Origin of the sequence: Micromonospora sp. NPDC005413 (assembly GCF_040606435.1) — a bacterium.
Lineage (GTDB): Bacteria > Actinomycetota > Actinomycetes > Mycobacteriales > Micromonosporaceae > Micromonospora.
In genome coordinates this window covers 502,103-516,046 of record NZ_JBEXEV010000001.1, presented here as the reverse complement: position 1 = coordinate 516,046, position 13,944 = coordinate 502,103, and the positions used below count along the sequence as shown (strand labels likewise).

Annotated in this window: 10 protein-coding genes; 4 read left to right on the top strand and 6 right to left on the bottom strand. The window is 68.5% G+C overall.

What is annotated here, in order from left to right; all coding sequences use genetic code 11:
- Nucleotides 1-25 precede the first annotated feature (25 nt).
- From ABZS37_RS02015 to ABZS37_RS01995, 5 genes are all read right to left on the bottom strand, one after another.
- A complete protein-coding gene (locus ABZS37_RS02015; protein WP_355164934.1) occupies nucleotides 26-2,512 on the bottom strand; it encodes a beta-L-arabinofuranosidase domain-containing protein in 2,487 nt (828 codons plus the stop codon).
- Nucleotides 2,513-2,599: 87 nt separating this feature from the next.
- Nucleotides 2,600-3,409, bottom strand: coding sequence for a carbohydrate ABC transporter permease (locus ABZS37_RS02010; RefSeq protein ID WP_355164933.1), 810 nt, complete (start codon nucleotides 3,407-3,409; stop codon nucleotides 2,600-2,602).
- Nucleotides 3,410-3,423: 14 nt separating this feature from the next.
- On the bottom strand, nucleotides 3,424-4,374 hold the full coding sequence (locus ABZS37_RS02005; protein WP_355164932.1) for a sugar ABC transporter permease: 951 nt from the start codon (nucleotides 4,372-4,374) through the stop codon (nucleotides 3,424-3,426).
- Nucleotides 4,375-4,435: 61 nt separating this feature from the next.
- Nucleotides 4,436-5,731: a sugar ABC transporter substrate-binding protein gene (locus tag ABZS37_RS02000; protein ID WP_355164931.1), complete on the bottom strand. Its 1,296-nt coding sequence runs from the start codon at nucleotides 5,729-5,731 to the stop codon at nucleotides 4,436-4,438.
- 21 nt (nucleotides 5,732-5,752) lie between these two features.
- Nucleotides 5,753-7,678: a beta-L-arabinofuranosidase domain-containing protein gene (locus tag ABZS37_RS01995; protein WP_355164930.1), complete on the bottom strand. Its 1,926-nt coding sequence runs from the start codon at nucleotides 7,676-7,678 to the stop codon at nucleotides 5,753-5,755.
- Nucleotides 7,679-7,892: 214 nt separating this feature from the next.
- On the opposite strand from ABZS37_RS01995, the gene ABZS37_RS01990 reads away from it, so the two are divergent.
- From ABZS37_RS01990 to ABZS37_RS01980, 3 genes are all read left to right on the top strand, one after another.
- The gene (locus ABZS37_RS01990) at nucleotides 7,893-8,924 is read left to right on the top strand and encodes a LacI family DNA-binding transcriptional regulator (protein WP_355164929.1); all 1,032 of its coding nucleotides are present in this window, start codon (nucleotides 7,893-7,895) and stop codon (nucleotides 8,922-8,924) included.
- Between the two features lie 112 nt (nucleotides 8,925-9,036).
- Nucleotides 9,037-10,821 (top strand): hypothetical protein, encoded by a 1,785-nt coding sequence (locus ABZS37_RS01985; RefSeq protein ID WP_355164928.1) that lies wholly within the window; start codon nucleotides 9,037-9,039, stop codon nucleotides 10,819-10,821.
- A gap of 60 nt (nucleotides 10,822-10,881) precedes the next feature.
- Nucleotides 10,882-11,967 (top strand): glycosyltransferase family 2 protein, encoded by a 1,086-nt coding sequence (locus ABZS37_RS01980; RefSeq protein WP_355164927.1) that lies wholly within the window; start codon nucleotides 10,882-10,884, stop codon nucleotides 11,965-11,967.
- Between the two features lie 88 nt (nucleotides 11,968-12,055).
- Here the strand turns inward: ABZS37_RS01980 and ABZS37_RS01975 are convergent, their stop codons facing one another.
- The gene (locus tag ABZS37_RS01975) at nucleotides 12,056-12,559 is read right to left on the bottom strand and encodes a hypothetical protein (RefSeq protein WP_355164926.1); all 504 of its coding nucleotides are present in this window, start codon (nucleotides 12,557-12,559) and stop codon (nucleotides 12,056-12,058) included.
- A gap of 399 nt (nucleotides 12,560-12,958) precedes the next feature.
- Here ABZS37_RS01975 and ABZS37_RS01970 point away from each other — a divergent pair, with 399 nt between their 5' ends.
- Nucleotides 12,959-13,864, top strand: coding sequence for a CDP-diacylglycerol diphosphatase (locus tag ABZS37_RS01970; RefSeq protein ID WP_355164925.1), 906 nt, complete (start codon nucleotides 12,959-12,961; stop codon nucleotides 13,862-13,864).
- The last annotated feature ends 80 nt before the right edge of the window (nucleotides 13,865-13,944 follow it).

The window sequence follows — 13,944 nt, the reverse complement described above, 5'->3', positions numbered from 1 at the left end:
CCGGTCGGGGGTGGGTGGGTGTGGGCTACTGGCCGGTCGTGTGCAGGTTCGCCACCTCGCTGGCGGTCAGGGCGCGGCTGTAGATCCGGAAGCTGTCCACCGCCGCGTCCAGGTAGGGGTCCCCGCCGTACTGGGAGCGGCCGATCCAGTTCTGGCCGGTGCTGCCGAGGCTGGCGGGGCGCAGGCTCAGCGCGGTGTTGCGGGCCACCTCGACGCCGTTGACGTAGAGCACGCCGAGGTTGCCGGTCTGGGTGACCGCGAGGTGGGTCCAGGCGCCGACCGGCAGAGCTGCCGGGGCGTCCATCCGCTGTTCGGCGCCAGCGCCGCCGGTGGTGATGGCATACCGGGCGGTGCCGGCCGCGCTGCGCGGTGTCAGGAACAGGTACGCGCCGGTGCTGGTGCCGAAGTCGAACAGCCGGGCCCAGGTCGCCGCGGTGTCCAGTCGTACCCAGGTCGCCAGGGTGAACGCGGTGGCCCCGGCGAGGATGCCGGCCGGGACCGAGACGTACGCGCTGGTGCCGTTGAGGTTGACCGCGTTGCCGGTGCGGCCGGTGGTCCAGTTCGCTCCGCCGGCCAGGGTGGCGGTACGTCCGTTGCCGGTGGCGTCCACCGCGCTGGTGCCGGACGCCTCGTTGAACAGGTAGTGGGCGACGAACGGCACCGGAGGCGGCGTGTCGAGCACCGACCAGTAGACGGTGTAACGCTGGCCGTGGGTCTGGTAGAAGGGCAGCAGGGTCACCGGGCCGGTGCTCGCGGTCGCGGTGTACTGCAACGGTGTGCCGGTCGGGGCGAGGCTTGCCGGGACGAGCGTCGGCAGGCCGGTGAGGTTGGTGGAGCCGTACTGCCCGGCGAGCACGATCGGCCCGTACCGGACCGCCTGCACGCTGGCGTTGTCCGGCGTCGACTCCCGCGTCAGTGCCATCGGCAGGGTGAGGTCGACGACGTCTCCGGAGGCCCAGGTCCGGTTGAGTTGGGCGTAACTGCCCGGGGTCGGCGTGCCGCCCGTTGCCACGCCGTTGATCCGCACCTGCGCGCCGATGGCCCAGGACGGGATCCGGATCCGCAGGTCGATGGCGCCCGAGCCGGTGATGGTCAGCCGGGTGGAGCCGACCTGCGGGAAGGTGGTGTCCTGCCGGATCGTGATGCCGCGTCCCGGCCAGGTCAACTCGGCGGCGATGAACAGATTGACGTAGAGCGTGTTGCCGGAATGGAAGAAGATGCTGTTGCCGTGCTTGGTGTTGGTCTCCATGCCGGTGCCGTGGCAGCAGGTGAAGTCGTTGTAGTCGTTGCTGTAGGTCTTGATCCCGCCGGCTCGCAGGGGCGTGTAGTAGCTGTGGTGACCGTTCGCCGAGTTCGGGTTCTGCGCCCCCAGCAGGTGGTTGAACAGGGCCTTCTCGTAGAAGTCGAAGTAGTCGGCCCGGCCGGGGGTAGTGAAGAAGAGCTGCCGGGTCAGCTTCAGCATGTTGTAGGAGTTGCAGCATTCGCAGGTGCTGTCGGACAGTTCGCTGGCGATCCGGTTGGGCAGCTTGAAGTACTCGCCGTTGGAGTTGCCGCCGATGGCGTAGCTGTGCCGGTTGACCACCATCTCCCAGAAGTTGCCCGCGATGTCGCGGTACCGGGTGGTGCCGGTGGCGTGGTATTCGCGGATCGCCGCCAGGACCTTCGGGATCTGCGTGTTGGCGTGGTAGTTGTTGAGCGAGTCGGTGTTGGCCGCCAGCGGGTCGAGCACCTCGGCGTGGTCGAAGTACTGCGCGGCGGTCAGGTGGCTCGCGTCGTTGGTGACCTGGTAGAGGTTGACCATGGTTTCGCCGATGCCGCCGAACTCGGTGTCGAGCATGTTCTGCCGCGTCGCGTAGCTGAGTCGGCCGTTGCGCAGGTTCACCCAGGCCGCCTTGCGCAGCAGCACCTGGAGCGCCTGCGCGTTGCCGGCGAGCTGGTACATGTCGAGCAGCCCCGCCACGATCTTGTGCAGGGTGTAGTAGGGGGCCCAGACCTGCTGGCGGGCTTCGACCCGGTCGATGAAGCTCTCCGGGTACGCCGACAGGTAGCCGGGGTTGTACCCGGCCGACGACGCGCGGTCCTGACAGGTGGCCAGCTCGGCGACGAGGTAGTCGCCCTTGGTCTTGAACGCGGTGTCGCCGGTGCTCGCGTACGCCTGGGCGAGCGCCGTGAGCACGTGGCCGATCGAGTGCCCGCGCAGCTCGGTGGTGGGTGACTCCCAGCCGCCGCACGGGGTGGCCGACGAGGGCAGCCCGACGTTGAGGCGGAACATGTGCAGCAGCCGGTCGGCGTTGAGGAACTTCAGGTAGGTGTGGGTGCGGGCGGTGTTGGCCTGGAAGGGGCCGGTGAGCAGCCGTACCGCCGACAGGGGAAAGGCGTACGCGGAGACGCCGGTGTCGGCGCGGTCGGCGGCGGCGGGCCGCGCGGGCAGTGCGCCCGCGGTGGCGAGACCCGCGGCGAGGGCGGCTCCGGTCTGGAGCACGCTGCGACGGGAGACGGGGGGTGTGGGCATTCGCGTCACCTTCTCGTGGGCATAGATCGACATTGATCGATTTATTGGGGTAGGGTCCGCCCCCCTGGATCGGAGGCGGGTGCCCGATCAGCCCTTGAGTGCGCCGGAGACGAAACCCCGGACATAACTGCGCTGCATGAACCCGAAGAGCAGCAGGCACGGCACCGCCATCACGACCACTCCGGCCTCCAACGCCGCGTAGTCGATGGAGCCGTGACTGGCCGTCCGCATGTTGACCACCGCCAGCATGGTGGTGAACCGGTCGGTGGAGTTGAGCAGGATGAGCGGGGCGAAGAACTCGCTCCAGGAGGTGAGGAAGGCGAACAGACCGACGGTGATCAGGCCCGGTCGGACCGCCGGCAGCATGATCCGGATCAACGCCTGAAAACTGTTGCAGCCGTCCATCGCGGCCGACTCGGCCAGCTCGTTCGGCACCGCCTCGAAGGAGTTGCGCATCATGAAGATGGAGAACGGGAGCTGAAACATGATCAGCACCAGGCTCAGCCCGATCAGCGAGTCCTCCAGACCGATCCAGCCGAGCAGCACGTAGAGCGCGATCAGGATCGTCGCGTACGGCACCATCAGGATCCCGAGGGTGAGCAGGAAGAGCACGTCCCGGCCGGGAAACCGGAACCGTCCGAAGGCGTAACCGCCCAGCGTGGCGATGAAGAGGGTGCCGACGACCGTCAGCGCGCTCACCGCCACGCTGTTGAACACGTGCTGCGGGCGGATGCCGTTGTCCGAGGTGAAGAGCCGGTCGTAGTTCTCCAGACTGAACCCGCTGTCGGTGCGCAGCGAGGCCCACCCGCTCCAGAGCAGCGGGAACAGGAACAGAATGGCCAGCGCCGTACCGGTGACGTAGTAACCCCACCGCGAGGTCGTGCTTGAGCCGATCATCGCTGGCCTCTCGCTCACTGGGACCGACGGCGCAGGACGCCGAGCTGAATGACGTTGAAGACGATGAGCACCGCGAGCAGTGCCACCGAGATCCCCGCGGCCGACCCGAGGTCGAACCGGATGAACGCCTCGCGGTAGATCACCATCACCAGCGAGGTGGTGCTGTTGTCCGGGCCGCCCCGGGTGAGGATCCAGAACTGGTCGAAGGCGAGCAGCGAACCGGTCGTCATCATGGTGAGCACCAGGGCGATGGTGGGTCGCATGAGCGGCAGGGTGATCCGGTGGAAGGTCTGCCACCGGTTCGCCCCGTCGATCCTGGCGGCCTCGTACACCTCGTTGGGAATCGCCTGCAGCCCGGTCAACAGGATGAGCATGTTGAACCCGGCAAACCGCCACAGCACGAGCACGATGGCCGAGCCGAGAGCCGAGCCGGCGCTGCCGCTGGTCCAGGAGACGTAGCCGTCGATCAAGCCGAGCCGGGACAGGATGCCGTTGACCGGACCGATCTCGTCGCTGAGCAGCCCGAGGAAGAGCAGCGAGGCGCTGGCGAACCCGACCGCCATCGGCATGAAGAAGGCGGTCCGGAAGAAGCCGACACCACGCCGGCGGTGCTGCACGAGCAGCGCCAGACCGAACGCGACGGCGAACAGCAGGACCGTCATGCAGACCGTGTACCTGACGGTGAACCAGATGGCGTCCCGGATCAGGTCGTTGTCGGCGATGTCGGTGAAGTTCTCCGGCGCGTTCAGCGACGGTGCCCCGAGCAACGGCCACCGGTGCAGCGACATCCAGATCACCAGCAACAACGGAACGACGAAGAACAGACCGACCATCAGCGCGTTGGGGAGGGCGTAGAGGGCGCCGACGAGCGACCGTCGCCGCGCGCCGACCCGGGTGGGCGGTCGGGACGTACGGCCCGGGGTACCGGTGCCGCCGTCCGCCCGGGTGATCACCGTCGTGGCCATCTGTTCCTCCGGTTGCGGTGGTGGCCCGGTCGTCGCGTCGCGTCGGCCGGGCCACCGGTGGTCAGCTCTGCTGCAGGGACTTGGTGATCGCCGAGTTCCCGTCGGCCAGGGCCGTCGCGGCCGAGCCGAACAGCGCCCCCCGGACGGTCGACAACCAGGGACTCTGCGGGTCGTTGAAGGACGCGTTGAAGTTCTGCGCGTACGGCGTCCTGCCCTTGGCCATCAGGTTGTTGATCATCACGATGCGGGGATCGGCCGAGGAGTACTTGTTCGCCGCCAGATCGGTCCGGGTCGGCACGCCCTTGTTCTTCGCGATCACCTCGACCTGCGCCTCGTCGGACATCGTCCACTGCAGGAAGTGCCAGGCCTGGGCGGCCTTCTTGCTGCTCGCGCTGATGCCGATGGCGTCACCGCCGACGAAGGTCGACTCGCCGCCGGCGATGCCGCTGATCGGCGCGACCCCCATCTTGACCCCGGCGGACTCGATCAGACCGAGCCAGACCGACGGGCCGGGGGCGATACCGACCTTGCCGTTCTGCAGCGCGCCGAGCCAGGTGGGCCCGGCCTCGTCCTTGGACGCCGGCGCGGCGACCCCCTCGTCGTACAGCTTCCGGTAGAGGGCGAAGACGTCGGCCATCTCCTTGGAGTCGATCTTCGCGTTGCGGCCGTCCGCGTCGATCACGTCGCCACCGGCGGCCCAGACCGACGGCCAGAACGTGAACTCGACACATCCGCCGCAGTTGCCGCCGAAGTAGGTGCCGTTGATGTCACCGCCGAGCTTGTCGATCTTCCGAGCGTGTTCGGCGTACTCGGCGAGGGTGGTCGGGCCACGCTCCGGATCGAGGCCGGCCCGCTGGTAGAGGTCCTTGTTGTAGAGCAGCACCGACATGTCGATGGTGTGCGGGACGGCGTAGTTCTTCCCCTCCCAGGTCGCCGCGTCGACGTGCGCCGGCGCCACCTTGCCCTTGAACCCGGAAGCGTCGAACCGGTCGGTGATGTCCTGCCACAGCCCCTGCGAGGCGTACTGGGCGGAGAAGACCACATCGGCGGCGAAGAGGTCGGGCAACGCCCGCGCGCCCGCCGCGGAAGCCAGCTTCGCCGGGTACTCCTCCCCCGGGTACGCGGTCACCTCGATCTTGTTCTGATGCGCCTTGTTGTACGCCTCGGCGTAGGCCTTCGACACCGACTCGGTGGCCGCGCGGGTCCAGAGCGTGAGCGTGGTGCCGTCGTCCACCCCCGCCGGGCCGCCAGCGGCCGGGTCCTGGTCATCCCCTCCGCTGGTACAGGCGGCCATCGCGACGACCAGGAACGCCGCGGTGACGACACTCGCCGTCCGGACTCCAACTCTTCGCTGCACAGGATTCTCCTTGGCTGGCATTCAGGTGATTGTGTTGTCCCTCGGCAGCCAGACCCGCATGGTGGACGAACCCCGGCGGGCCCAGCGGTGGTAAGGCACCAGCCGCACCGACCCGAGGTCGGCTTCGCCGGACGCCGGACGAACGGACGCGTAGGGCCAGGTGTCCGAAGCGGGTGGCTCGGCGTAGCCGGCGACGACGGCGCCGTCGGCCACCTCCTGCGGCTCGGTCGAGGTGTCGACACGGAGCAGGTCCAGGTCGCCCTGATCCTGATCGACGGACTCGGCGCAGAGCACCACCGGCCCGCGTTCCACCGCCACACAACCGCGTACCGCGTCGATGCGTGGATCCGGGAACGTCCACCTCGGACGCGTCGGCAACTCCAGCCGAAACTCGTCGCCGACCTCGAACACCCGGGTCAGCTCGACGGTGCCCGGGGCGGCCGGACGACGCTGGTCGCCGTCGACGAGCACCGCACCCTCGCCCCAGTGCGGCACCCGCATCGTGATCGTGAACGGGCCGCCGTCGGATTCGGTGACCCGTACGGTGACGGTGCCGTCGTCGGGGTACCGGGTCTCCATCCGGATACCGAGCCGACGACCGTCGACCAGCCGGGTACGCACCTCGGCGTCGGCGTACTGATGCAGTTGCACCCCGCGCTCGTCGGCGCTGGCCAGATAGGTCGCCAGTGCGGCGAGGGTGCGCCCCAGGTTGCCCAGGCAGCAGGACACCTCGAACCAGGGCGCGCGCGGGCCACCGGCGAAGTCGAGCTGCTCCTGGTCCGGCGGAAGGTCGCGGGTCGGCGTCCGCTGGTGCAGCGTGTGGGCGTAGAAGAAGGAGGTGCCGTCGTCGCTGATCGCGGTGGCGAGCACGTTGTAGAGGATCCGTTCGATCAGGTCGCCGTAGCGCGGCTCACCGGTGGCGAGCAGCAGCCGCCAGGCGACCATGACGGCGGCGACGCCGGCGCAGGTCTCCGAGTAGGCCCGGTCGGCGGGCAGGACGAAGTCGTCGCCGAACGCCTCGTCCGCGTGCCGTGAACCCATTCCACCGGTCAGGTACGTACGCCGGGCCACGGTCCGGTCGAACTGCCGAATCACCGCGTCGAGCAGTTCCCCGTCGCCGGTCTCCACGGCCACGTCCACCGCGCCGCTGGTGAGGTAGAGGGAACGGACCGCGTGCCCCCGCAGCACCTCGGCCTCCCGGACCGGGATGTCGTCGCTGGAGTAGGACCAGCCGAACTGCTGCATGGGCAGGCTGCGGTGCCCCCGCCGCTGAAGGAACAGCGCGGCCTGGTCGAGGTAGCGCTGCTCACCGGTGAGCCGCGCCAACTCGACCAGGGCCGGCTCGATCTGTGGGTGCCCACAGAGCCCCCACACACCGTCCGGGCCGAAGGTGTCGCAGACCTGGTCGGCTGCCCGGCGGGCGATCGCGAGCAGATCGTCCGGTCCGGTGGTGCGGGTCCGCGCGACGGCCGCCTGCACGAGGTGACCGGTGCAGTACAGCTCGTGGCCGGAGCCCAGGTCGCTGTAGCGGGGGCGTTGGCCGGGCTGACCGAAGGCGGTGTTGAGGTAGCCGTCCGGCGCCTGGGCCGCGGCGAGCATCGCGGTGAGCTCGACCACCTCATGGTCGCGGGACCGGTCGGCGTCGCGGCCGACCTCCCAGGACATCGCCTCCATGAGCTTGTAGACCTCGGAGTCGGAGAACTCGCGGCCACGCCGCTCCTGCGACCCTCGGCCGTCCTTCGCGGTGGTGAAGTTGCCGGTCCAGCCGAGCTTGTCCATCCACGATCGGCCATGGTCGAGCGTGGCGCCACCGTTCACCTGCTGCCGGAGAGCCCAGGACCCGCCGGTGATGCGCGCCTCGCCCAGACCGAGCGGGCGCAGCGATCCCCGCGACGGGATCACGGGACGACCACCCGTCGGGTCGGCGGCGGCAGACGTGACTGACATGTAGCTCCTTCGCCGGTGAGTCGACGTGGGCGGGATCACTCCTGTGTGCACTCACCCTGGTCTACGAAAAGGTTTTCGGCAAGATGCCAACAACGTTACGGATCGATAACACGCACCACCCTAAGTGCGTGGTGCGCAAGTCGTTAGACTCAGGAGCAGAGCGGGTGCACCCACCCGGAAATCCGAGATCCGGTTAAGGTTTCGAAAGGCTTTCGTGGGCAGGCAACGATCAGAGTCAGTGACCCTCAGCGATGTGGCCAGCCGGGCGGGCGTCTCGGTGGCCACCGCGTCGAAGGCGCTCAACCATCGTGGCGAGGTCGCACCCGCCACCCGGGAACGGGTGCTGCGTGCCGCAGCCGAGCTCTCCTTCCAACCCAACGTCCTCGCCCGCGGGCTGATCTCCGGCCGCACCCGCACCATCGGGCTGCTCACCGACGAACTCGGCGGTCGGTTCTCCATCCCGATCCTGCTGGGCGTGGAGAACGCACTCGGCAACGAGCAGATGTCGGTGCTGCTCTGCGACGCCCGGGGCGACGCGATCCGCCGCCAGCACTACATCCGTACGCTGCTGGCCCGGCAGGTCGACGGGTTCATCATCCTCGGCGACAGCAACGACTTCCGGCCCTCGATAACCCGGGACATCCCGGTCCCGGTCGTCTACGTCTACGCCGAATCCACCGACAGCGACGACCTCTCGCTCATCGCCGACGACGAGGGCGGCGCCAGACTCGCCGCTGAGCACCTGGTCTCACTCAACCGGCGTCGGATCGGCCACATCACCGGCCCGGAGAGCTACCGGGCAGCCCGCGACCGGGTGACCGGCCTGCGCCGGGTGCTGGACGAGTCCGGGCTTCCCCTCATCGGCGGCGGCCCGCGCTACGGCGAGTGGTCGCAGCGGTGGGGTCGTCAGGCCACCCGGATGCTGCTCGCCGCCGAGCCGGACCTCGACGCCATCTTCTGCGGCAACGACCAGATCGCGACCGGGGCGGTCGAGACGCTGCTCGATCACGGGCGTCGAATCCCCGACGACGTGGCCATCGTCGGCTACGACAACTGGGAGGACTTCGCCGCCGACTGCCGGATCCCGCTCACCACTGTCGACCTCAACCTGCAACAGCTCGGTGCCACTGCGGTAGCGCACCTGTTCGCCGCACTCGGCGGGGAACGGCCCTCCGGTGTGCTGCGCCAACCGTGCCGCATGGTCGTACGCGAATCCACCGGTCCGGTGCCAACGAACGCGAAGTGATCGCACGCCTCGGTGCGGAAAGCCCCAGTTCTGGGCTGACGCGTCGTTTCGTCGAGCGGTAGCAGCGGCGGGCTAGTGGACAAGGCCCACACGATCGGAGAGCATCTATTTCATGATTACCCGGTCCACCGACGCTCGACGAACCGCCGAGAACGCGAGCATCGAACAGACCCCCGACGACCGGACACCGGACGGGCGGGGCCGGTGGCGCTGGGTCCGTTCCGAATGGACCTTGGCAGCACTGGGCAGCCTGCTGCTGGCGGTGGTGCTGACCTGGCCGACGCTGCGGCATCCGGCGAGCACGATCCCCGGCGACCTCGGCGACCCGACGTTGCAGGCGTGGCAGGTCGCCTGGTCGGGGCACGCTCTCCTCAGCAATCCGCTCGACCTCTGGCACTCGAACACGTTCTACCCCGAGAGGTACACCTACGCCTACAGCGACACCCTGCTCGGATACGCCCCGTTCGGGATGATCGGTTCCGGCTTCGAGGCCGCCGTCATCCGGTACAACGTGCTGTACGTGTTGCTGCACGCGCTGGCGTTCCTCGGGGCGTACGCGCTGGCCCGGCAGCTCGGAGCGAACCGGTGGGGCGGGGCGGTCGCCGGGATCGCATGGGCGTACGCGCCCTGGCGGTTGGCGCACTCCGGCCATCTGAACATCCTGTCCAGCGGGGGAATCGCGCTGGCCCTGGCGATGCTGGCCCGTGGGCACGGCTGGTCGCTGCGCCATGGGTACCGGCCGGAGCGACGACGGCCCGGCTGGGCGTTGGCCGGGTGGCTGGTCGCCGCCTGGCAGATCACCCTCGGCTTCGGCATCGGGCTGCCGCTGGTGTACTTCCTGCTGGCCGCGGTGCTGGTCGCGGCCGGCTGCTACGGCTGGTCCTGGTGGCGCAAGCGGGAACGCCCAGCGTTCGGCCGGCGACTGCTGCTCGCGGATCTGGCCGGTGGGGCCGCGTTCGGCGCGGTGACGGTGCTGCTTGGTCTGGTCTACCTGCGCGTTGTCGACCTCAACCCGCAGGCCGAGCGGACGCTGGACTGGACGAAGATGTTCTCCCCTCCGCTGATCGGGTTCGTCACCGCGCCGGCCGACTCGTGGTTGTGGGGCGAGTCGCACGCCGCCGCGCGGGAGCAGCTGTCCTGGCCGCCGGAGATGGCGCTGCTGCCGGGGATGACACTGCTCGGGCTGGCTGCGGCGGGGCTGTTCTTCTCGGTGTACCGGCCCTGGCATCGGGTCGCGCTGGGGCTCGGCGTGCTCGGCACGGTGCTGCTGGGCCTGGGCGCCACCCTCGGTGGTGACGGGGATCCCGGCTATCTGACCCTGTCCATGCACCTGCCGGGCTGGGACGCGTTGCGCACGCCGGGCCGGATGATGCACTGGATCAGCCTGCTGCTGGCGGTGCTGGCCGCCGGCCTGGTGACGGCGCTGGCCGAGTCGTCGAGCCAAACGTCGACCCGCCGCTGGACGCGGATCCTCATGCCTCTGGTCCTGCTGGTGCCGCTGACCCTGGTCACCCTGGAGGGCGTCAACCGGACACCCCACCCGACCGTGCCACAGCCACCGGCCGCGATGCGGACCGCACAGGAACCGATCCTGGTGCTGCCCGCCGGTGGCGTGGGCGACCTGACGTACATGTTGTGGTCGACCGACGGGTTCCCACGGGTGACCAACGGGCTGGGCGGGTTCGAGCCGGTCAGCCAGGCCCAGACCCGGACCGCGGTGGCATCGTTCCCCGACCCGGGCAGCGTGGCGTACCTGCGTGGGATCGGCGTGCGGTCGGTGGTGGTCGTGCCGAGCCGAGCCGCGGGGACGCCGTGGGAGGGCATTGCGGCCCGGCCCATCGACGGACTGGGCATCACCCGGGAGGATCTTGATGGCACGCTGGTCTACCACCTCTGACCAGGGGTGCGCCGGGCGTATCGGCGTCGGCGGCGGATGCCCGGGTACGGGCGGGGCGGGGTGACGACAATGCGGCTGTCCGTTGTGGTGCCCTGCTTCAACGAGGAGGCGTCGGTAGAGCGGTTGCACGAGACCTTGAGCGCCGCGCTCGCCGAGCTGCCCGACGTGGACGTCGAGGTGGTGTACGTCGACGACGGCAGCGAAGACGGCACCCTCGCGGCGCTGCGTCGGCTCGCCGCAACCGACCCCGCTGTCTGCTACACGTCGCTGAGCCGCAACTTTGGCAAGGAGGCGGCGATGCTCGCCGGTCTGCAGCGGGCCACCGGCGACGCGGTCGTCATCATGGACGCCGACCTGCAGCACCCGCCGCGGTTGCTGCCCGAGATGGTGGCGCTGTACCAGCAGGGCTTCGACCAGGTGATCGCCCGTCGAGACCGGCGCGGTGACCGGTTCGTGCGAATGGTCGCCTCGCGGTCCTTCTACCGCGTGATCAACTGGTGGATCGACGTGCGCCTGCAGGACGGGGCGGGTGACTTCCGGCTGCTGTCCCGACTCGCGGTGGACGCGATCCTGGCGATGCCGGAGTACAACAGGTTCTCCAAGGGAATGTTCTCCTGGATCGGCTTCCGGACGGCGGTGGTGGCCCACCACAATGAGACCCGGCAGACGGGGCAGAGCAGGTGGACGTTCAGCAAGCTCATCAACTACGCGTTCGACGGCCTGCTGTCGTTCAACAACCGGCCGCTGCGTCTGGCGATCCACGGCGGCCTGTTCCTCACCCTTATCGCGGTGGCCTACATGGCCTGGGTGGTCGCGGACGCCGTCGAAAAGGGCATCGACGTTCCCGGCTACACCACCATCATCGTGAGCGTGATCGGGCTCGGCGGCATCCAGATCACGATCCTGGGGGTCATCGGGGAGTACATCGGCCGGATCTATTACGAGACCAAGCGCCGACCGCACTATCTGGTGCAGGAGACCGAGCACCTGGTCACGGAGACCGGTGAGGCGCCACGGTTGCCGACCCGGCTCGCGGCGCGGTCGACCGAACGGGGCCAGTGGGTCGTGCCGGCCCAGGAGGATCGATCCCGACGCCCTCCCCGGCGGCCGGCCGCCGGGGAATCCATGACCGGCGACGCGAACTGAACGCGCTGGGCCTCTCCAGGAGCGCGACCGGCAGCCATTGGGGCGGCTCGGTGGTGGAACTGGATTCAGCCCCACCACCATCCGCCGGTCACAAAGAGACGATGACCGGCTGGATCTGCACGTTCTTGGTGAGTTGCTGCGGTGAGGGGACGGGCGTGCTGACTCTCACAGACGTGTTGTAGCCGTAGATGACGACCCCGTCGAGGTGGTTCGCGCCGGGCCAGTTCGACTCCAGGCGGACCGCCATCTGAGTGGGGAAATTGGTCACCTCCTCGGCACACGAACGGATCAGGATGACGCTCGGGGTGGCGGTCAGGTGGGTGGCCAGCATCGCGGCCAGCTTCTTGTAGGTCCAGCCCCAGTCCTTGGCGCCGGCCTCGGCGTCACCGATCTCCAGGTCGTTGCCGTGCGCGCGGATGCACAGCGGCTCACCGGCCTGCACCGCCGCCAGGTAGGTGGCCAACTGCCGATCCGCCTCGGCCTGCGTGAGACCGGCGTCAATGGGCAGTAGCGCACCCCACGCATCGGCACCCGATTCGGCTCCTTCAGACTGACCGCGCGTATTGGGATCCTGTGTCGCCACGATGAACATGGTGTCCTCCTTTGTGGACCGGCTGGCTGTTCGAGAACCGTCCGAAGCAGATTAGCCCGGCGCACGGAGAAACCACCCTGTCGGCTATCCGGCTCAAAGGCTCCCCCATTTTGGCGGACAATTGTCGCGGCAGATCCATACATCTTCGAGTTGCGGTGTCGCCGTCACGTCCTTACGCGCAAGCCGTCGAGCTTTTACGATGCGCAGGAATCGCGCCGAGCGCTCGTCGCCGGGACGGCCAGCGACACGATCAGGGGACCCGTACGGCTGCCGCCGCAGTATTTGACCGTTTCATCCTAATCTCAACACGTTCATGACTCACGTCCTGATTCGCGGCCCGCGACCTGGCGTGCGGTGAGCACTGGGCGGAGTCCTGCCCAGCAGGCAATCGGGAGGCTGATGGTGAGCGAGAAAATACACCGGCGCCAGTTCGTCAGGCTCTCCGGGACCGCTGGCGCCACAGGTCTCCTCGGCCTGATGGGGGCAGGTAGTGCGCTGGCTGACGGGGGCTCGACCGACGGGGGGCAAGCCCCCGAGCCACCTCCGCCGGGCCCTGGTGCCGCACCCTGTCCCACGCCTTCCAGCCTGTGCGGCTACCCGAACGACACCGGAGGTAGATACGATCTGTGGGACAGAGTGCAGGTCTGTGAGGGTACGAAGACCGGTCCACCTTCCCCCCAGTGCCTGCAGACGACGTCCACCTACGTGGTCCTCAACGGGGGATCAGGGTCGAACCACGATTTCCTTCTCGTCCCCAGTTGCCGCATCAGCGGCATTGAGTGCCCGTTCACCGCCACCTCCAACGCACCGAACTACTGGCTGGATGCGTGGAACAACGCCCAACCAGGACAGCCGGGGCATGTGGTGTACCCACACATCGGATTGGGCGTCAATTCGGCCGACCCGACAATTCGTCAGCAGGACCAGCTCCATATCCACATGGCCGGAATTCACTCGGGCATCCAGACGCAACTGAACAACCACGACAGTACGATCAGCAACGTCCCGTCGAGGTGGCGAAGCCAGATCGTTCCGGTCTGGGGCCTGACGAGCACAGGCCTTCCGGCACCCCGTTCGTACCGCGTGCTTCACGTCGCGAACCTGAACGCGAATCTCTTCACGCTCCTGCGTGACAGCGTGGTGAGGCCGACCGGCGCGACCATGGCAGCGCAAATGCTGGCCGTGACGCCCCGTCTGATCGGGAACGGCGGGTTCTACATCCTCAACAGCGAACCCGGCCTACCCGTCCCCACGGGCCAGCCAGGTGGTACGGGCACTGTCGACTTCCTGCTCGCATACGCGTAACCCCTTCACGGAAGGGTTGCGTTCACATCCCCGCTCTCCGGCGAGCACGTGCTGGGCCCGCCTCGACGGGCCCAGCACGT

What these genes read in the sequence shown, in the direction of transcription:
- ABZS37_RS02015 (WP_355164934.1), bottom strand. Translation starts at nt 2,512, where the DNA reads ATGCCCACACCCCCCGTCTCCCGTCGCAGCGTGCTCCAGACCGGAGCC.
- ABZS37_RS02010 (WP_355164933.1), bottom strand. Translation starts at nt 3,409, where the DNA reads ATGATCGGCTCAAGCACGACCTCGCGGTGGGGTTACTACGTCACCGGT.
- ABZS37_RS02005 (WP_355164932.1), bottom strand. Translation starts at nt 4,374, where the DNA reads ATGGCCACGACGGTGATCACCCGGGCGGACGGCGGCACCGGTACCCCG.
- ABZS37_RS01995 (WP_355164930.1), bottom strand. Translation starts at nt 7,678, where the DNA reads ATGTCAGTCACGTCTGCCGCCGCCGACCCGACGGGTGGTCGTCCCGTG.
- ABZS37_RS01985 (WP_355164928.1), top strand. Translation starts at nt 9,037, where the DNA reads ATGATTACCCGGTCCACCGACGCTCGACGAACCGCCGAGAACGCGAGC.
- ABZS37_RS01975 (WP_355164926.1), bottom strand. Translation starts at nt 12,559, where the DNA reads ATGTTCATCGTGGCGACACAGGATCCCAATACGCGCGGTCAGTCTGAA.
- ABZS37_RS01970 (WP_355164925.1), top strand. Translation starts at nt 12,959, where the DNA reads ATGGTGAGCGAGAAAATACACCGGCGCCAGTTCGTCAGGCTCTCCGGG.